Source organism: Alistipes sp. ZOR0009 (genome assembly GCF_000798815.1).
Taxonomy (GTDB): Bacteria; Bacteroidota; Bacteroidia; order Bacteroidales; family ZOR0009; genus Acetobacteroides.
This window is the reverse complement of record NZ_JTLD01000030.1, coordinates 1-18340: the sequence shown is the minus strand read 5'-3', so window position 1 is coordinate 18340 and position 18340 is coordinate 1. Positions and strand designations below refer to the sequence as shown.

18 protein-coding genes and 3 tRNA genes are annotated in these 18340 nt (G+C 47.3%); 16 read left to right on the top strand and 5 right to left on the bottom strand.

What is annotated here, in order from left to right:
* Positions 1-69 precede the first annotated feature (69 nt).
* A complete protein-coding gene (locus L990_RS09200) occupies positions 70-543 on the bottom strand; it encodes a hypothetical protein (RefSeq protein WP_047447935.1) in 474 nt (157 codons plus the stop codon).
* 189 nt (positions 544-732) lie between these two features.
* Here L990_RS09200 and L990_RS09195 point away from each other — a divergent pair, with 189 nt between their 5' ends.
* The 4 genes from L990_RS09195 (at position 733) to L990_RS09180 (ending at position 2760) form a co-directional block, all read left to right on the top strand.
* Entirely contained in the window at positions 733-1209 is a 477-nt protein-coding gene (locus tag L990_RS09195; RefSeq protein ID WP_047447933.1) for a CYTH domain-containing protein, read from the top strand.
* A 97-nt stretch (positions 1210-1306) separates the two neighbouring features.
* Positions 1307-1753, top strand: a complete 447-nt coding sequence (locus tag L990_RS09190; RefSeq protein ID WP_052180872.1) for a D-Ala-D-Ala carboxypeptidase family metallohydrolase — start codon at positions 1307-1309, stop codon at positions 1751-1753.
* A 167-nt stretch (positions 1754-1920) separates the two neighbouring features.
* Complete coding sequence (locus L990_RS09185) at positions 1921-2208, top strand: hypothetical protein (RefSeq protein WP_047447931.1); 288 nt, start codon at positions 1921-1923, stop codon at positions 2206-2208.
* Positions 2209-2343: 135 nt separating this feature from the next.
* Entirely contained in the window at positions 2344-2760 is a 417-nt protein-coding gene (locus L990_RS09180; RefSeq protein ID WP_047447929.1) for a secondary thiamine-phosphate synthase enzyme YjbQ, read from the top strand.
* Between the two features lie 106 nt (positions 2761-2866).
* On the opposite strand, the gene L990_RS09175 is transcribed toward L990_RS09180, so the two are convergent.
* Positions 2867-4279: an ATP-dependent RecD-like DNA helicase gene (locus L990_RS09175; RefSeq protein WP_047447927.1), complete on the bottom strand. Its 1413-nt coding sequence runs from the start codon at positions 4277-4279 to the stop codon at positions 2867-2869.
* Between the two features lie 72 nt (positions 4280-4351).
* Between L990_RS09175 and L990_RS09170 the strand changes: the two genes are divergently transcribed.
* The 9 genes from L990_RS09170 to L990_RS19205 all read left to right on the top strand — a co-directional run bounded on the left by L990_RS09170 (position 4352) and on the right by L990_RS19205 (position 10284).
* On the top strand, positions 4352-4975 hold the full coding sequence (locus tag L990_RS09170) for a hypothetical protein (RefSeq protein ID WP_047447925.1): 624 nt from the start codon (positions 4352-4354) through the stop codon (positions 4973-4975).
* A gap of 4 nt (positions 4976-4979) precedes the next feature.
* Positions 4980-5834 (top strand): DUF3822 family protein, encoded by an 855-nt coding sequence (locus tag L990_RS09165; protein ID WP_047447923.1) that lies wholly within the window; start codon positions 4980-4982, stop codon positions 5832-5834.
* Positions 5825-6361, top strand: a complete 537-nt coding sequence (locus L990_RS09160; RefSeq protein ID WP_047447921.1) for an RsmD family RNA methyltransferase — start codon at positions 5825-5827, stop codon at positions 6359-6361. Before L990_RS09165 ends, L990_RS09160 begins: the two co-directional genes overlap by 10 nt.
* A 105-nt stretch (positions 6362-6466) precedes the next feature.
* Positions 6467-6540: transfer RNA gene (locus L990_RS09155), tRNA-Asp, on the top strand.
* 32 nt (positions 6541-6572) lie between these two features.
* Positions 6573-6646: transfer RNA gene (locus tag L990_RS09150), tRNA-Asp, on the top strand.
* A 31-nt stretch (positions 6647-6677) separates the two neighbouring features.
* Positions 6678-6751: transfer RNA gene (locus tag L990_RS09145), tRNA-Asp, on the top strand.
* Between the two features lie 138 nt (positions 6752-6889).
* The gene (rluF, locus tag L990_RS09140; protein WP_081981659.1) at positions 6890-7786 is read left to right on the top strand and encodes a 23S rRNA pseudouridine(2604) synthase RluF; all 897 of its coding nucleotides are present in this window, start codon (positions 6890-6892) and stop codon (positions 7784-7786) included.
* 83 nt (positions 7787-7869) lie between these two features.
* Positions 7870-8871, top strand: a complete 1002-nt coding sequence (locus tag L990_RS09135) for a lipid A deacylase LpxR family protein (protein WP_047447918.1) — start codon at positions 7870-7872, stop codon at positions 8869-8871.
* A 78-nt stretch (positions 8872-8949) separates the two neighbouring features.
* The gene (locus L990_RS19205; RefSeq protein ID WP_052180871.1) at positions 8950-10284 is read left to right on the top strand and encodes a DUF255 domain-containing protein; all 1335 of its coding nucleotides are present in this window, start codon (positions 8950-8952) and stop codon (positions 10282-10284) included.
* Positions 10285-10365: 81 nt separating this feature from the next.
* Here L990_RS19205 and L990_RS09125 read toward each other — a convergent pair whose 3' ends face one another.
* Positions 10366-12246 (bottom strand): ABC-F family ATP-binding cassette domain-containing protein, encoded by a 1881-nt coding sequence (locus L990_RS09125; protein ID WP_047447915.1) that lies wholly within the window; start codon positions 12244-12246, stop codon positions 10366-10368.
* A 720-nt stretch (positions 12247-12966) separates the two neighbouring features.
* On the opposite strand from L990_RS09125, the gene L990_RS09115 reads away from it, so the two are divergent.
* The 3 genes from L990_RS09115 to L990_RS09105 all read left to right on the top strand — a co-directional run bounded on the left by L990_RS09115 (position 12967) and on the right by L990_RS09105 (position 16913).
* Positions 12967-15447 carry a P-loop NTPase fold protein gene (locus L990_RS09115; protein WP_197057267.1) on the top strand — a complete coding sequence of 827 codons (2481 nt, stop codon included), beginning with the start codon at positions 12967-12969 and terminating at the stop codon, positions 15445-15447.
* 159 nt (positions 15448-15606) lie between these two features.
* Positions 15607-15945, top strand: coding sequence for a hypothetical protein (locus tag L990_RS09110; RefSeq protein ID WP_047447909.1), 339 nt, complete (start codon positions 15607-15609; stop codon positions 15943-15945).
* Positions 15946-16178: 233 nt separating this feature from the next.
* Positions 16179-16913, top strand: coding sequence for a hypothetical protein (locus tag L990_RS09105; protein WP_047447907.1), 735 nt, complete (start codon positions 16179-16181; stop codon positions 16911-16913).
* Between the two features lie 201 nt (positions 16914-17114).
* Here L990_RS09105 and L990_RS09100 read toward each other — a convergent pair whose 3' ends face one another.
* Both L990_RS09100 and L990_RS20385 read right to left on the bottom strand, forming a co-directional pair.
* On the bottom strand, positions 17115-17372 hold the full coding sequence (locus L990_RS09100) for a coiled-coil domain-containing protein (RefSeq protein WP_047447906.1): 258 nt from the start codon (positions 17370-17372) through the stop codon (positions 17115-17117).
* A gap of 564 nt (positions 17373-17936) precedes the next feature.
* The coding region (locus L990_RS20385) for a hypothetical protein (RefSeq protein WP_047447904.1) at positions 17937-18340 on the bottom strand (404 nt) is incomplete at its 5' end.

Below are 18340 nucleotides of genomic sequence, written 5' to 3'. Positions count from 1 at the left end.
CAGCCCCTACCTCCTCCCATCCCCTCCGCTGGCAGCTCCTGCCTAAGCGGATGCTGCAATTCCCCCTTCCTATAAAAACAGGGTAGATGCAGCTCCCGCAATACTCCCGTGGTAGTTCGTTGTGTTGCTGTGGTAGTTTGATGTGTCGCTCTGGTAGTTCGTTGTGTCGTTGTGGTACTTCGTTGTGTTGCTGTGGTAGTTCGTTGTGTCGTTGCGGTAGTTCGTTGTGTCGTTGTGGTAGTTCGTTGTGTCGCTCTGGTAGTTCGTTCTGTCGCTGTGGTAGTTCGTTGTGTTGCTGTGGTAGTTTGATGTGTCGCTGTGGTAGCTCGTTGTGTCGTTGTGGTACTTCGTTCTGTCGTTGTGGTAGCTCGTTGTGTTGTTGTGGTACTTCGTTGTGTTGTTGTGGTAGTTCGTTGTGTTGCTGTGGTAGTTTGATGTGTCGCTGTGGTAGCTCGTTGTGTTGCTGTGGTACTTCGTTGTGTTGCTCTGGTAGTTTGTTGTGTTGTTGTGGTAGTTCGTTCTGTCGAGGGCAAAGTTAGGCACTTGGGATGGCTAGCTCGGTGTAATGGGCATATAGCAGGGCTTATCAGGCTGCAAGTACCCCATTTCGGCGTCGGAATGGCTGCTTACCGAGGCCAACCTCCCCACCTCGGGCATCAGCATAAGGGCTGCCTCGCCAAACATCGAAACGGAAAAATAAGAATATCTTTATCCAACCAAAAAGCAGCCATCATGCCAACCGAAATAGAAAGAAAGTTTCTCGTACAATCCGACCGCTACATCCAGGCGGCGCAGCGCAGCGAGCGCATCTCGCAGGGATACCTCTGCTCGCACCCCGATCGTACCGTACGGGTACGCATAAAGGGCGGTAGCGGGTTTCTCACCATCAAGGGGCGCTCCTCGCAAAGCGGACTTAGCCGCTACGAGTGGGAAAAGGAGATTACCACCGCCGAAGCACACGAGCTCCTCGCCCTATGCGAGCCCGGGGTTATCGATAAGATCCGCTACGAGGTGCCGGTAGGTAGCCACCTCTTCGAGGTCGATTGCTTCTTGGGCCAAAACGAGGGCCTTGTCGTTGCCGAGGTCGAGCTGCAAAGCGAAGACGAGCCCTTCGAGGTGCCCAGCTGGCTCGGAGCCGAGGTAACGGGCGATAGGCGCTACTACAACTCCTACATCGCCCAAAATCCCTTTTGTAGCTGGCCCCGCTAGCGCAGGTACACCTCCAGTGCTGGCCGTTAAATTAGCGGCTCCCTTTTTGAACCTGCCCAAACGGAGAATGTTTCTTATCAAACCAATTCTCTGAAATATGAAGTACTTTACCATTGCCGAGCTTACAAGCAGCGTAACGGCACAAAAGAACAACATCGACAACACCCCCACCCCTCAGGTGGTAAACAACCTCACCGCTCTCGCCGACAACGTGCTCGACAAGGCAAGGGTGGCGCTAGGAAAGCCAATTCACGTAAACTGTGGCTACCGCTCTCCTGCTCTTAACGCCAAGGTTGGTGGTGTGGCCAACAGCCAGCATGTCACCGGCGAGGCGGCCGATATCGAAAGCGACAACAACCTGGTACTGGCAAAAACAATCTTTCAAAGCTGCCCATTCGACCAGCTAATCCTCGAAAAACCCGATGCTCAAGGCATCCCCAGCTGGGTACACGTTAGCTACAGCCAAAAGCACAACCGCAAGCAGGTTTTAAAGTATGTAGTCGAAAACGGTAAAGGCGTATACAAGCCCTACAGCTTTAGCTAGCCGCAACCTCTTTTATCGTAAAGGCTTCACCCACCAACGGACGAAGCCTTTCCTTTTTACTATCCTAAAATTTACGCCCCCTACCCCGCTTAAAGTCCGCCTTAGGCGAACCAACTCGCCCAATTATTGCTATACTTGCATATCGTTAAATTTAATATATAATTATTATGTCATCATTTTCTAAAAACCATTTATCTTACGACGACTACAGCTGGACCGCCTACGCCACTGATAGTCCCCAAATCGCCGGAAAACCTGACCAAACCCAGCTAAACCGCAAGGAGGGTCACGAAATGGTGTATTTCATCAACTACTTTTTAAACGAGTACAACGGATTAGGTGTCGAAGAAGGTGCGAAGATTGAAAAGCTCGTTCGCGAAGTCGTTCCTCCTACAATTCACAGCCAACAGGAGGTTGAAGAGTGGATTGTAAGAAACTGGACAAACTTTCAATAGCCTTTTCCCTCCAAAATTAATCTCTTAGTATTTACTGCCAGCAACCGGGCTTTGTAACAAGCTAGCGTTGCTGGTATTTTTTTTACGCCAGCTAACGCTAAATTTGCTGCAACAGCAAAACCAATCGAATAAAAGATGAAATCGTACCGTAAAGAGCTGTGGTTCGACACCCAGCATCGTAGGCAGTTCCTCAACATTACGCCTACCATCGAGGCTTGCCTCCGCGAAAGCGGCATACAGGAAGGGCTGCTGCTTTGCAACGCCATGCACATCACCTCCTCTGTCTTCATCAACGACGACGAGAGCGGCCTGCACCACGATTTTGAGGTGTGGCTCGAAAAGCTAGCACCCGAAAAGCCCCACAAGCAGTACCAGCACAACGGCTTCGAAGACAATGCCGACGCACACCTAAAACGTCAGGTTATGGGCCGCGAGGTGGTTTGCGCCATCACCAACGGTCAGCTCGATTTTGGCCCCTGGGAGCAAATATTTTATGGGGAGTTTGACGGAAAGCGCCGCAAGAGGGTGCTGGTTAAAATTATCGGAGAGTAGCAAAGCCAGACCAACAAAACACGGGATATACGATTTGAGATATGAGAACGTTGCTGCTGGGTAACATCCAGCACGTCTCACCTCTCAAGTCGTGATGCCAGAAAAGCTACTTAAAGCATTTGTCGGGAAAGTTTACGAGGTATACCTTTTCGGTTGCTCGCGTTAATGCGGTGTAAAGCCAGCGGAGGTACTCCTTGCTAATCATGTCCTCCACAAAGTAGCCTTGATCTACAAACACCGTGTTCCACTGCCCCCCTTGCGCCTTATGGCAGGTAACGGCATTGGCGTACTTCACCTGCAAAGCATTAAAAAAGGGATCGCTCCTCATCTCCTTATACCGCTTCTTTTTAGAGGCAATATGGGCGTAATCCTCCGCAACCTGGTAAAACAGCGACTTCGACTCCTCCTGATTTAAGGCTGCGGAATCAGACATTAGGGTGTTTAAAAGGATGTAGCAGTCCATTTCAAGATCGCCATAGTCGATAAGCCGCACGGTTACCTCCGCAAAACGAAAACCATACCGTTCGTAGTATTTACGTATCCTAACCACCTCTACAATGTCGCCATTGGCAACAAAATCCAGCTCCTTGAAGCCTTCTGTCCAAAAGTAGCTGTTACGAACAACCATCAACAAGTCGCCACGCACCAGCTCCTCCTCCCTGTAAAGGATTCTATTTCGAATACCGGTGTTATACCTATTGGCCAGCTTATTCGATCGGCAAACAATCATCGTATTTTCAATTCCTACCGAATCGTACGTGTCCGATATTTTCTCGATAAGGTCTCCGCCCGAGATCTTCTCAATGTCCACAAAGCCATCCAAATTAAACTGAGGAAGTTCTATTCGCTCCTCCTCAATCATCATGCGTAGGGCGGTGGCATTATCAAGTATTCCCGAATCGGCAGCCTGACGTACCACCTCCTTAAGCCACACCTCCTCCACATCGGCAAACCTACTCAACGCCCTTTTATCCAATGCAGGGCTCGAATCTTTGCCTACAGGAGGTAGCTGAGCGCTATCCCCAACAACAATGAGTTTACAGCCTTTACCAGCCTTTACGTAGGTAACCAAGTCGTCCAGCAGGTTTCCGCTTCCAAAAAAATTCGACTCGTACGACGAATCGGATATCATGGAGGCCTCGTCCACTATAAAGATGGTTCCATTAGCAAGGTTTCGGTCTAAGGTAAACTTTGCTAAATAGTCATCTGCCGTCTTCTGACGGTATATTTTCTTGTGAATGGTCAGCGCATTTCCACCCGAATAGGCGCTTAAAACCTTTGCCGCCCGACCTGTTGGTCCCAACAGCTCATACTTTAAGCCCATGGCATTCATCACCTTTACAAATGCGGCCAATAACGACGTTTTCCCCGTCCCTGCGTACCCTTGTATCTTAAGAATGTAGTCAATCTCATCATCGGCAACCAACGACGCTAAAGAATCTATCGCCCGCTGCTGACCGTCGGTCGGGCTGAACGCAAATTCTTTTAAAATCAACTCTTTGATATAATTTTTTATCATAACGAGTGTAAATCAAACCCCTTCTTTGAGTTTTTTTATATATTTGCTGCAAACATAAACTAATTCGTCCAAATGAAAACAGTCCTTCAGGTCGCCCTCCTGCTAGCAATTGTAGTACTGGGCTATTTTTTATACCAGAGTATTTCGACTCCGATTCGCTACGAAGAAGAGCAATCCAAGCGTTATGGTAAAGTTATCCAACGAATTAAGGATATCAGAACCGCTCAGGTAGCGTTTAAATCGGAATATGGTAAATATACCGGAAGTTTTGATACGCTTATTACCTTTATCAAAACTGGTCACTTTAATGTAGAAAAGAGAACAGGATCTGCTGATGACTCTACTGCCATTGCAAAGGGGTTATTTAAGCGTGAAAAAGTTCAAGTTCGCGTTTTAGACTCTTTATTCAAAGGCAACATTGCAAGAGTAGACTCTCTTCCATTTATTCCTTTCGGAGGTGGTACCAAGTTTGAGCTAGGTGCTGGTGAGCTTATGACCGCATCAAAAGTTCCTGTAAAAGTTTTCGAAACAAAAGCAGCAGACTCTATCATATTTAGAAGCTATGTTGCTAGCAACCCTCGATACAAGCAAATACTTGTAAACAAAACAGAGGAAAAGAAAAAACTAGATAAATACGCAGGTATAAAGGTAGGCTCGCTAACCGAAGCTACCAATAATGCCGGAAACTGGGAGTAAAACTATGGTTAAGCAAGAACTTCTTGATGAAAAGTTAGTTCTAGAGCAAACCTCACACTATAAGTTATCCATTCAGGTGAGCCTGGATGGATTTTCTTTTTGCTGTTTGGATGACAGAACTAAACGATATGTGGCTGTAAAGGACTACACCTTTGCCAATATCTCCAGCTCGTTCGAAGAGGCGTGCTTCAACATTGCCAGCATCGTAAATGATGAGGAGCTGCTGAAGCAATCCTATAAAGAGATTAGATGCATGCTTGTAGCCCCAAGCACCACGCTAGTCCCTACGCCCCTTTTTGTAGAAGAAAAAGGGTACAGCTACATTAAAAATCTGATTTCGCTCCCCGAAAGCGAAGTCGAAACCTTTTCGTGCAAGCTAACAGACAACAGCGTTACGGCGGTTTTTGCTTACCCTAAGATACTAACATCCCTTATCAGAGAGATATCTCCAGAGGCTAAATTCTACAGCTACAGCATTCCTTTTATAAACAAGCAAATCTCAGAGCACACTGCTAGTCCAGCCCAGCTGGCCATGTTTATTTGTGGAAACACGGCGTGCTACAGCTTAATCCAAAATAAGGCGCTAAAGATTAGCACCTCCTTCACCTTCGAAAGCACAACCGATTTGGTCTACTACACCCTGCTGCTGCTAAAAGAGCATGGGCTAAAGCCTGCTGAGGTCGAAGTGTATATTAGCGGAAAGGTGGAGAAGCATAGCCCCCGCCATTCGGAGCTTAGCCAGTACCTCCCCAACCTCGCCTTTGACTGTGTACCGCGCGGATACGAGTACTCCTACCGGTTCAAGAACAAGGCCGAGCATCAGTTTGCGAATCTTTTTAAATTGGTAGAATGCGAATAGTAAGCGGTAAGTTTAAAGGGAAAAGAATTGAACCTCCCAAAAATTTCAAGGCTCGTCCAACTACGGATTTTGCCAAAGAAAGCCTTTTCAATATTATTTCGAACAACTACAACTTCGAAAACATAACTGCCTTAGATCTCTTTTCGGGAACTGGCGGCATTAGCCTTGAGCTCGCATCGCGTGGTTGCCCCGACGTAACCTCCGTCGAGCTAAACCCCGTGCATCAGGCCTTCATCCGAAAAACGGTTGACGACCTCGGAATGCGCGATCAGGTAAGAAGTTTAAAGCAAAATGCGTTTGTTTTCTTGAAAGGATGCAGGCAGCAATTCGACCTCATTTTTGCCGACCCACCCTACGATATGGAGGGCATTGAAACCATACCAGACATTATTTTTGAAAAAAATTTACTGACCGACGAGGGGTGGCTAATCCTAGAACATTCGAAAAATAAAGACTTCAGTGAGAAGCCCTTCTTCATTGAAAGGCGCAGCTACGGGAGCGTAAATTTTAGCATTTTCGGCAAGTGATCCGTTTAATTTTTTCGCAGGGGGTATTGTGGATATAAAAACTATTACTACCTTTGCATCGCAATTGAGAACAAGAGCACTGCTCTTCAAATCAAAAGCAATAAAGGTTCGGTAGTTCAGTTGGTTAGAATACATGCCTGTCACGCATGGGGTCGCGAGTTCGAGTCTCGTCCGGACCGCTTAAAAAGCGGATAAGTTCATTAAAGATATTGGTTCGGTAGTTCAGTTGGTTAGAATACATGCCTGTCACGCATGGGGTCGCGAGTTCGAGTCTCGTCCGGACCGCTCAAAAAGCGGATAAGTTCTTAAAAATACTGGTTCGGTAGTTCAGTTGGTTAGAATACATGCCTGTCACGCATGGGGTCGCGAGTTCGAGTCTCGTCCGGACCGCTTTTTTGGAGCCTAAGATGTAAAGTCTTAGGCTTTTTTTATACCCCTACCTCCCATATCTCACAAATTCATAATTTTTAGAGTTAACCTTCAAGTTCCCCTCTTGAATTCCATAACTTTTTGATGCACCTTTGCGCCATGAGAAGACGTGCAGAAAGATCCAGCAAGCCTTCGGGAGGTAGTTCCAGGAGCTTCAATAAGACCAAGCCTACAACAAAATCGAGTAGAAGCCCCAAAAGTGGCCCTAAACCACCCCCTGCAAAATCTGCCGGCAATCAGAGTAATTCCGAGCGCATAATCGTTCACGCGGATAAGCCCGGAGAAGTCAGAATAAACAAGTACATCAGCGAATCGGGCTTTTGCTCTCGAAGAGAGGCCGACAGGCTTGTCGAGCAGGGCAAGGTATCCATCGACGGCGTAAAGGCAGGTATGGGAGATAAGGTTCTTCCGGGCCAAAAAGTAAAGGTAAACGGGCAGCTGATCGCCGGTCAAGACGAAATGGTTTACATTGCCTTTAACAAGCCCACGGGCGTAACCTCCACTACCGACCTAAAAGACCGTAGCAACATCATAGACTACATCTCGCACGAAAAAAGAATCTTCCCCATTGGCCGCCTAGACAAGGACTCGCAGGGGCTCATTCTGCTCACAAACGACGGCGATATCGTCAACAAAATACTACGAGCGGGGAATAACCACGAGAAGGAGTACATCGTATCCGTAAACAAGCCTATTACGGACGATTTCATCAAACGAATGGGAAGCGGCGTCCCAATATTAGGCGTTAACACCCGAAAATGTTTCATCGAGAAGGTGGCCGAGAAAACCTTCCGCATAATTCTTAAGCAGGGGATGAACCGCCAAATTCGCCGAATGTGCGAGTACTTCGGATACGACGTCACCAAGCTCCAGCGCATACGCATTATGAATATCGAGCTTGGAAACCTAAAGATGGGCCAATGGCGCGACCTGAGAAAGGAGGAGCTTATTACCCTAAACCAGCAGATTCAAAAATCGACAAAAGGCATCGGCTAGCCTTGTATATCTCCAAAAAAAGGGGCTGCTAAGGAACTTTACAACATTTTAAGATGTTCTAAACATGTTGTAAAACGGACAGCATGACAAAAGCTATCTCCATTCTTATCGGCCTTATCCTTTTTTCGGGAACGTGGGGCACCTCCTTTGGACAAAAAGCCCCCTTTGCCCCCTCCCTACTCGTCAAGATAGACAACGACTACTTCAACATAAACATAAGAGGTACCGACAGGTACTACTCCGATGGCTTTTTCCTAGGTTTCAGCAGCCAGGTTCGGAAAAGAAACATCCTCGATAGGCTAATGCTTACCGCATCAAAGGATGCCTTTAGGGTTAGATACCTCACCGTAAGCCAGCAGCTCTACACCCCACACCACATCGGCAATCCCAACCTACAGGTTGGCGACTATCCCTATGCTGCCCTTCTCGCCTTACGGTACGGCAACCGCACCATTATGGACAACTACGCCTTCTACTCCCAGCTCACGCTCGGCGTTCAGGGCCCCATGGCGCTTGGCGAGGAGGTTCAAAAGCCCCTTCACCAGAAGGTATTCCACAGCAACATCCCCCTTGGGTGGAAATACCAGCTCCCAAACGATATCGCCATCTGCTACACCTTCAACTTTCAGAAAAGGCTTTACGACACCCAAAAAGTAGAGCTAAACGGCTATGGAGAGATAAACCTTGGTACGCTATACAACAACCTATCGGCAGGAGCCATCTTTAAGGTTGGCCTCTTTAGCAGCTCCTACGCCCCCCAAGCGTGGCTGTTTGCACGCGACGGGCTGCAGGTAAAGCGCCAAATATATCTTTGCCTAACACCCTACATCAAAATGGTACAAAGCAACTCCCTGCTCGAAGGAGGCCCCCTAAAAACAGCAGGAGGCGCATGGGGCACGCCAACCGCCCACTACTACCACATAGACCGCAGCGAGCTAAAGCGGCTCATCTTTGGCTACAGCTGGATGGTTAAGTACGTAGGCACCCACGTATCCGTAGCCTACCATCAGAACTTCTACTCCGCCGAAATCAAGGGCCTAAATGGCCACATGTACGGAACCATTACCTTTGAGGTAAAGCTATAGAGAACAACTTGGGGTAACTTTAAATATTTCTATTAGTTTTACAAAAATTACAAACATTTTACATCTAAAATAAATCTTATGAAACGCTATTTACTAGCAATCCTAGTACTGCTGCTTGGCATGCATGGGTTTTCCCAAGGAATCAATTTCGAACATGGCACATGGAAAGAGGTCCTAGAAAAAGCGCAGCAAAGCAATAAGCCCATTTTTGTCGACGTCTACACCTCGTGGTGTGGCCCATGTAAAAAGATGTCAACCGAAATATTCCCCCTCGAAAAGGTGGGCAAAATCTTCAACCAAGGCTTTATCTGCTACAAGATAGATGCAGAGAAGGGCGAAGGTCCAGATCTGAAAATTAGGTATAACGTTGCCGCCTTCCCCACCTTCCTTTTCGTAAGGCCTGATGGAACCCTCTTTTATTCTAAAGTTGGATCGTGCGACACAGGCAGCTTCATCAGCCTTGCCAAAAATGCCACAAAGGAGTTCGTCAACAACCGTTCGGCAGTGCTCGACCAGGAATATCTCGCCAAAAAGAACGACCTTCGGTTTGTATATGGCTACCTAAAGAATCGAGACAAAGCAGGTATTGCCCTACAACCCTACCTCGACGAATACCTCAAGGCGCTTCCTGCCGAGCAACGAATATCCTCCAAAAACAAGCAATTCTACGAAAGCATATCCAACACCATTAAGGCAACCGATTTTGCCTACCAATGTCTAGCCGAAAGCTACCTTACTGCCGCATCTAAGATGGGCAAGGTGCTTACCCAAGCGTGTCTCGAACGCGGAATTTACGCATCGCATCGCGAGGCCGTTACCAACAAGGACGAAAAGCTGCTACAGCAGGTGGTAGATATCCGCAACACGATAGGGTGGGAACTTTACGCCGTCAGCGCCTCAGAGCTGTATATGGGCTACTACAAGCAGGTGGAAGCGTACGACAAATACGTGCAGTATGCCATACCATTTGCCGACAGCATACTGCTAGCAGCCACCGACTCCTTTTTTGCCCAAAAAGACCTTGAGCATGAAAAGCTGCTTACCAAAATCAACAAAGATCGGCTTAAGCAGGAGCAGGTGCTACTAAAAAGCCAAGGCACCTCCTTCACCAAGCAGGGAGTAGCCAACACCCTAAACAGGATAGCCAATACCATTATGCTAAACATCTCCAACACGCCACACCTGCAACGTGCCCTTGTTTTTGCCCAAAAGGCAGAATCCCTTGCACCTAAAGACGCACGCATAAAGAGCACCCAAGCCAACCTACTCTACAAGATGGGTAACACCAAAGAGGCCATCAGCAAGGCACAGGAGGCGTTAAACGTGGTAGCAGAAGCCGACAAGGAGGCTCAAACCGCTATTAGCTCCGATATGGATAAAATGAAAAGTGGAGAAAAGACCTGGAAGAACTAGCCGTACCAGCAGAAAGCCCCCCCTTCCTAAAAACCATAAAAAAAGGAGGCTACCCCAAAAGGTAGCCTCCTTACGTATATCTTACATCAGCTCCGAGAGCTCGAGCCATCGCATCGACTTCTCATCTATCTGCTCAATAACCTCCCCTATGCGGTTCGACTTCTCGATCAGCTCGTCGGCCTGCAGCGCCCCCGAGTTCAGGGCGGCCTCCAGCGATGCCTTCTCCTGCTCTAGCGCCGCGATATCCTGCTCCAACTGGTCAAACTCGCGCTTCTCGTTAAAGGTCATCTTGCGTGGGCGCGACGACTCCTTCTGCACCGGCTTCTCCTTGGCGGCGGCAGCCTGCTGTATTGCGCGCTGCGCCTCGCGCTCCTCCTGCTCGCGGCGGGTTGCCCACTCGCGGAAGTCGCTGTAGCTGCCCGGAAAGTCCTTTATCACCCCATCGCCCTCAAAGGCAAAGATATGATCCACCACCTTATCCATAAAGTAGCGGTCGTGCGATACCACAATCACGCATCCGCCAAAGCTCTGCAGGTAGTCCTCCAGCACGTTCAGCGTCATGATGTCGAGGTCGTTGGTCGGCTCGTCCAGTATCAGGAAGTTCGGGTTGCGCATCAGCACCGTACAGAGGTACAGGCGGCGCTTCTCCCCTCCGCTAAGCTTGTATATGTAGCTATGCTGCACCTCGGGTGGAAACAGGAAGTGGTTTAGGAACTGCGACACGGTAACCGTATTACCGTCGCCCAGCTTCACCACCTCGGCCACCTCGCGGGCTGCATCAATCACCTTCATCTGCTCGTCAAACTGCAGGCCATCCTGACGGTAGTACCCAAACACCACCGTCTCGCCCACGTCTATCTTGCCCGAGTCGGGCGCCAGCACCCCCGTTAGCGTATTTAGGAAGGTCGACTTTCCCGTCCCGTTCTTACCAATCACCCCCAGCTTCTCAAAGCGCGAGAAGGTGTAGGTCAGGTTATCCAAAATCACCTTATCGCCGAAGCTCTTCGAGACATTCTCCATCTCAAAAATCTTGCTTCCCAGGCGCGAGGCCTCCACCTCCAGCTTCACCGCCCCATCGTTTCGTCGCTGCGAAGCCTTATCCTTAAGGTCGTAAAACGAGTCGATGCGCGCCTTCTGCTTGGTACCGCGCGCCGATGGCTGCCGGCGCATCCACTCCAGCTCGCGCTTAAAGAGGTTCTGCGCCTTGTCCACCTCCGCGCTAAAGGCCGTAAGGCGCTCGTCGCGCTTCTCGAGGTAGTAGCTGTAGTTGCCACGGTAGGTGTACAGCGTGCGCTGGTCTATTTCGATTATTGTATTGCAAACGCGGTCTAGGAAGTAGCGGTCGTGGGTTACCATCAGCAGCGTAATCTTGGCCTTCGACAGGTAATCCTCCAGCCACTCCACCATCTCCAGGTCGAGGTGGTTCGTGGGCTCGTCCAAAATCAGGAAGTCCGGCTCGTTCAGCAGCACGTTGGCCAGCGCCACCCGCTTCTGCTGCCCGCCCGAGAGCGTCTCCACCCGCTGCTCAAAATCCCACACCTTCAGCTGCGAGAGGATCGTCTTTGCCTTCACCTCCAGGTCCCAAGCCTTCAGCACGTCCATCTGGTGCAGCACCTCGTCCAGCCCCTGGGTTATCCCCTGCTTAATCATATCCTCGTAGCGCGCAATCAGGTGCATCGCCTCGCTCGACGACGAGAAGACGGCATCCATCACGCTCATCCCCGCCTTAAACTCGGGGCTCTGCTCCAGATATCCCACCTTAATGTCGTTCCTAAACACGATCGATCCGGCATCAATCCCCTCCTTGCCGGCAATCATGCTCAGCAGGGTGGTCTTCCCGGCGCCATTCTTGGCTATCAGCGCAACACGGTCTCCCTCGTTTACCCCAAAGGAGAGCCCCTCGAATAGCGTTAAATCGCCAAACGACTTAGACAGGTTATCGGCTTGTAAAAATGCGGACATTGGCTACAAAATTTGGCGCAAAGGTAACATTTTAAAGCACAGAAACCGCCTTTCACCCACCTCCGCTTGCCCCGCCACCGGCCACATTTCGAGGGCCGACAATTTTAGGGCGTTCCCCTTCGGGTCGGGCTGTACGCTGCAAGTCCTCGCCCTACGCTCCGCTGCGGGCTGCGGGCTTTCCGCTCCCATCCCTAACGCAGCCTTCTGCCAACCCGGTAGCTTAGCGCCCTTGGCAGCCATCGGCCTCCGCACCTACAAAAATCACCTCTGCCTTACGTACCCTTTATCGACAATAGTAAAAGCCTCACTACAATCGCCCCAGCCTGCCTAGCGCTCGTCCCTCTTAGATAAGGAAAACTACGCGGATGGACATTTTCTAAAACCACCATTGCACCTAGCAGCAAATACTCCTCACCAAGCCGCATCCCAAATCTCCCCTCCACCACTATTTTCTTTCCCTACACCTCCTACGTGGTGCCATAAATGGTATATTTGGCGTATAAATAAACTATAGCATATATGATACTCGATCGGATACTAAAGGGTTTCTGGGGACGGTACGCTCTATACCTTTCCGCCTTCGTGGCGCTCTACTTCTTAATGAGGGAAAAGCTCGATAGCATCATATTTGGCCTATGGGACAGCTGGATTACTGTCGGTGAGCATCCCCATATTTCGCTATATCTATTCTGCCTACTCTCACTCTACCCAATATACAGAATGCTGAAGTACGACAAGAAAAAGCAGATGGTAGATGCCGCACATGTTGCCTACCTGTTTATTCCTATCTCTATTTGGTATTTAATTCAAAGAATATGGGTAACTAACGAAATCTCACGTTTTTCATCAAATACGCCGTTAGTTATTACCTTCTGTTTTACGGTTACATACTCCCTAATTCTAATACTACTTTGGCTTAAGCGGCCAAGAATTGATCATGAAAGCAAAAAATCGCTTTTACTTTTAGATATTCCAGAAAAGGACATTAAAGAGGATAAACTTGGCTTTGCAAGCTATGTAGATAGGCTTGCAAAACAGATTATCGAATTACACCAAAACGAAAAGTCATTCGTTTTGGGCATTGAAGGAGGTTGGGGTAGCGGCAAATCTACCTTTGCAAACTTTCTAAAGAATGAAGTTACGAAGGATAAAACAATAACAGTTGTAGAATTTAATCCTTGGATGCGAGGTGATACTGATGGAATAGTTCGTGACTTCTTCAATAGGCTAGCAGAAAGTATTCCTTCTATTCATCTACGCACTAAGTTTCGTGAGTATGGAAAGGCACTTGCGAAAATTGAGGAGTTGGGAGTTGCAGGAAAAATACTGGAATATTTCTGTTCCGAACCTGATCTTAAATCGCAACAAGATGAAATTACAGACATTTTAAAAAGATTAGACCTGAAGTTGGTTGTATTTATTGACGACTTGGATAGGCTGGACAAAGACGAACTTATGGCCGTGCTTAAGCTCATACGTAATACTGGCGATCTTTACCAAACAACCTATATAATTAACTTCCATCGTAGATACGTTGAAGACCTTTTAAAAATCCACTTTGAAAGCAACAGAATCGGAGAAACCTATCTTGATAAAATTATTAATCTGGAATATAAACTCCCTAGAAATACAGACTTAATGAGTCTGCTAGTTGAACGGTTTAAAGAATCGGAAGCGGGAAAGAAAAAGTCTTATGATGTTTCTGACACCTTTCCTCCAGAAATTAAAGTAAAATTTAATACGGTTAGAAAACTAAAGAAGGTATACAACACGGTAATAACAGAGTTTAATTTTGATAGATATTACAACGTTAGTTTGAACGTGCCCATTGTTTTTTACTACCTATATTTTTACGAAATTGAAGCGTTTAGAAGGTTTGAGAAAGCGGTAAAAATATCTAAAGATCCATTACTTCGTTCCAACTTATTTGGTGATACATCGTTTTGGGATTATTCCGAATGCAAAATAATTCGGGAAATATACTATAGTCTATTCAATACTAAGGAGAGTTCTAGTGACTCAGCAGGGAAACTTGTAAACACACAGCATAATGCCATTATTGATTACATATTATCTGACAATAATAGTTCAATGAGTTTCGAGAATAAAGAAATTCCCCTATATTTTTTAGCTCATCTACTTAAACTTGATAGCACCCAAAGTTCGGAAACTAATTATTTCGAGTTAAAAAACAAATATGGTGACGATGGTTTTAAAGGTGTTAATCTGAATTTACAAAATACAAGAAATATCATTGATCGCCTTAACAGTTTGAAATCGGACTATAACAGCACATATTCTAGCGATCGAAGCCAGTTTGTTTATATGCTATTTATCAGAGAAAGGGAAAGTGACTTTAAGAAAGAGTACAAAATTTTAGAGTTCTACAAATTCAGTTTTGCCCTTTTAATGTTTATGGAGAACTACGCTAGTACGATAGACCTCATTGTGCAGAGCATGAAGTTAGAGAACTACGGCCAAATTAATGGAGCTGAAAACGTCCTAAATATATTAGATGAAATATGCGATGATGAAGATAATAGAGAGTTGGGTTACATCGGTTTATTTAGTACTATTAGTTTAAGGCAGCGGTTTAGTGTTGTTTCTCAAATATACACCCTATGCTTTTCCTATATTTTTGACAATATATCATCAAAAACATTCCCCTTTGACAAAGAGATGCTTTTAGAAAAAGCACATAAACACTTAACAAGAGCAATTGAAAAAGCAAAATCAGGAAAACTGCACTATTTATTTGTTGAAAATGCTTTACTTTCTTGTTGGAATAGTAAAAATAGAAATCATGTAATACTGGATAGCAAAGCAATTTGGGCATTCAAAGAATTCATTAAAAGTTACCCCGATGGTTTTATTGTCTACTTTTTTAGAGTGGTTTTCTTCCATTCAAGAACTGTAGTATTTCATCCATTTTCAAGTCAACTTTTCAATATGAATGAAAGAAGCAAAGATTTTCTTGAGTTTATTATAAATTCTGAGATATTGATAAGACCAGAGAACAAAGAAGCATTAGATATCTTGCGAAATGCTTTTTGGCAATACACATCAAATAAAGATCGTCGTATAGAAGAACCGTTTACATTGGATCCGGAAGATTACGACAGACTATTTTACTTAGAAGATGGCGAAATCAAACGAAAAATCTTCATTCCAGATCCCGAAGATATAAAAGGACACGTGTAAGATGCAAAATTTCCCTAAGTTTGACGTTTCGTACTCTTGAAATAGCATCTTCGCTAAGTTCAGCAAAGCCCAGCCATTTCAAACAAAAAAAAGCACCAGAGCCAAGCAAGTATTGATTGCCCCACATTTAAAAGTTGTCCATAATAAAACGCAAGTAAAATGAGCTATACAGATAGATATATCCAGCTTAGAGACGAAATTTGGACTGAATTTGAAAATACCGTCAGAAGAGGGGCTACCCTTTCGACAATCACCGGGGTTAGCTACCCCCGAGGAATAAGAGTAAAAGGTCTATCCGTAACAACCGATGGAGATAGCTGGTTTTATGCCAAGGCTATAGTGAGGAATCCTGACTATAAATTGCATGAGGGTGAAAATTTGATAGTAGCTACAGGGAAAGTAACATTTGTAGACTTAAAGGATAGGCACCACCATCTTGAGCCTGATATACTAGATATCGACTGGCTATGCGAGCTCCTTGATAATAGAAATGATTAGAGCGGACTCCAGCCGCATTCTCTAAGCCACGTAGTTCCCATTTCGAGTTAAGCCCCACAATCGCGCCCAGCCAACCCAATTTTGTAGGGTAAACACCCTATTTTTTACACTATTTATCTTAATATTTTGAAATTTTGTATATTTATATCGCTGTTGGAAAGCTGATTTAGGTAATTCTAAGAAACGATAATGGAGGTTATCTCTTAGTACTTATATTAAAATTAGTTTTTTATATGGTTTCAACATCCGAAATGGGACATGCAAAGGTAATAGCCAACTTCTTCGATTTGGTAGCCTACCTCGAGAAGCTAAAGGAGCGCTACAGCCCTCCCGGCGAAAACCTATCCATACCGTCCCTCAATCTACAGGTAAAAGCGGCCTCGGCTGCCCATACCGCCATCTCCGTAGCCGAAAACGGCTACCGCCAGCTGGTCTCCTCTCGTATCGACATTTTCGACACCATCAAGGAGCTTACCCCTCGGGTAAAAAACTACCTTATGCTTGTTAATGCCGACGTAACCACTCTGAATGCCGCTAAAGGTCTTGCTTCTAAAATCACCGGCTCGTCCAAAACCAAGAAGTCCGATCTCGCTGCTGCCTCCCCCGAAGCTTCCCCTAAGTACATCTCCACCTCGCAGCGCAGCTTCGACATGGTGGCCGACAACTTTGGTAAGCTGGTAACCCTCATCGAGCAAACACCTGCATACGCTGCCAAGGAGCCCGAGCTTCAACCTCTGGCCCTGCGCCAGCTTTACACCTCCGCCTTCGACGTAAACCGCAAGGTTTACGCCTCCGAAGCCGATTTGGATAAGGCCCGCACCCTTCGCAACGAGCTGCTCTACACCAACGACACTAGCCTTTATCAGCTTTCTAAAAGCGTAAAGCTATACGTTAAGGCCGCCTTTGGCTCTACTAGCGCCGAATACGATGCCGTTTGCTCCTACGAAGTAAAAAAATTAGTTAGATAAGCTATCCAGAGATACCTCCATTCTCCATCTCGCTCCCCATTCCAGCACCACCCACAGGCGCCCCCTGCTCCATCAAAATTTCGGGGGATGATCTCTCCATTGGTCGCCACCCTGCTTCCCCCAAAATAGGGCTTCCCCACCTCCTTTGATGCTCCCAAAAAATAGGGTAGACACAGTTCCGTGAATACTCCCTACTCCCTTTTACAGCTTTCCCCCGAGCTCTTGCAACTTACTCACGAGCTCTTGCAACTTGCGCAGAAGCTCTCGCAACTTCTCCACGAGCTCTTGCAACTTGCGCAGAGGCTCTTGCAACTTCTCCACGAGCTCTTGCAACCTGCGCAGAGGCTCTTGCAACTTCTCCACGAGCTCTTGCAACTTCTCCACGAGCTCTTGCAACTTGCGCAGAGCCTCTTGCAACTTCTCCACGAGCTCTTGCAACTTGCGCAGAAGCTCTTGCAACTTCCCTCTAGCTCTTGCAACTTCCCTTTAGCTCTTGCAACCTGCGCAGAAGCTCTCGCAACTTCCCTCTAGCTCTTGCAACCTGCGCAGAGCCTCTTGCAACTACCCTCTAGCTCTTGCAACCTGCGCAGAAGCTCTTGCAACTTCCCTCTAGCTCTTGCAACTTGCGCAGAGACTCTTGCAACTTCCCTCTAGCTCTTGCAACCTGCGCAGAGGCCACCACCGCTAAGCTTAGCGTCCATAGCCGTCAAGCTAAGCCGTTTTTATAATGTTCGACCCCAACGGGGTCGAAAAAACACTTACTCACCCATACTATAAACCTTTCATTCCTCCGGAATGACTGCCTATAGGAGCTGATGCCGGAGGCATCACAGGTTTATAGAAAAGTGTTGTTGTAGAAGCACGACCCTGAAAGGGTCGAACATCGGACTAATATCCTTTAGCTTGACAACTATGGCTTAGCGTCCTCGTTAAGTTTGGTTCGCCACGGCCTCCGGCCGCCTTTGCAGGTGTAAGCCTTCCATATCGAAATCCCGTAGGGATTTAAGGTTTATAGCCAGCTGGCTACCCTCCCGCTCCCGACTCCGTAGGAGTCGAACCGCCTAGCCTCCTACATCGCTGCACGGCTACGGACACCCGTATCAGGTGTCGGCTTTCCACCGCTAAGCCTAGCGTCCTCGCTAAGCTGGGGTAGCCACGGCCTCCGGCCGCATGCGCCAAATTCGAGGAGGTAGTACCAAAGGGGAAAGATAGGGAGCGAAATTCGCCGTAAAACGTCCCCATTTTGCCCGAAAAGGGCGCCAACCGTACGCCACCACCCCCGAAGCGCCTTGGACGGCCGGCAGCGCCGCGTGGAGCCGTTAGAAGGAGTAGGATATGTTGGGAGGGGGGGTAAACAAAAAAAGGCCCCGAACTTTCGTTCGGGGCCTCTTGTAAGGTTGGCGGCCACCTACTCTCCCGCTTGGTGT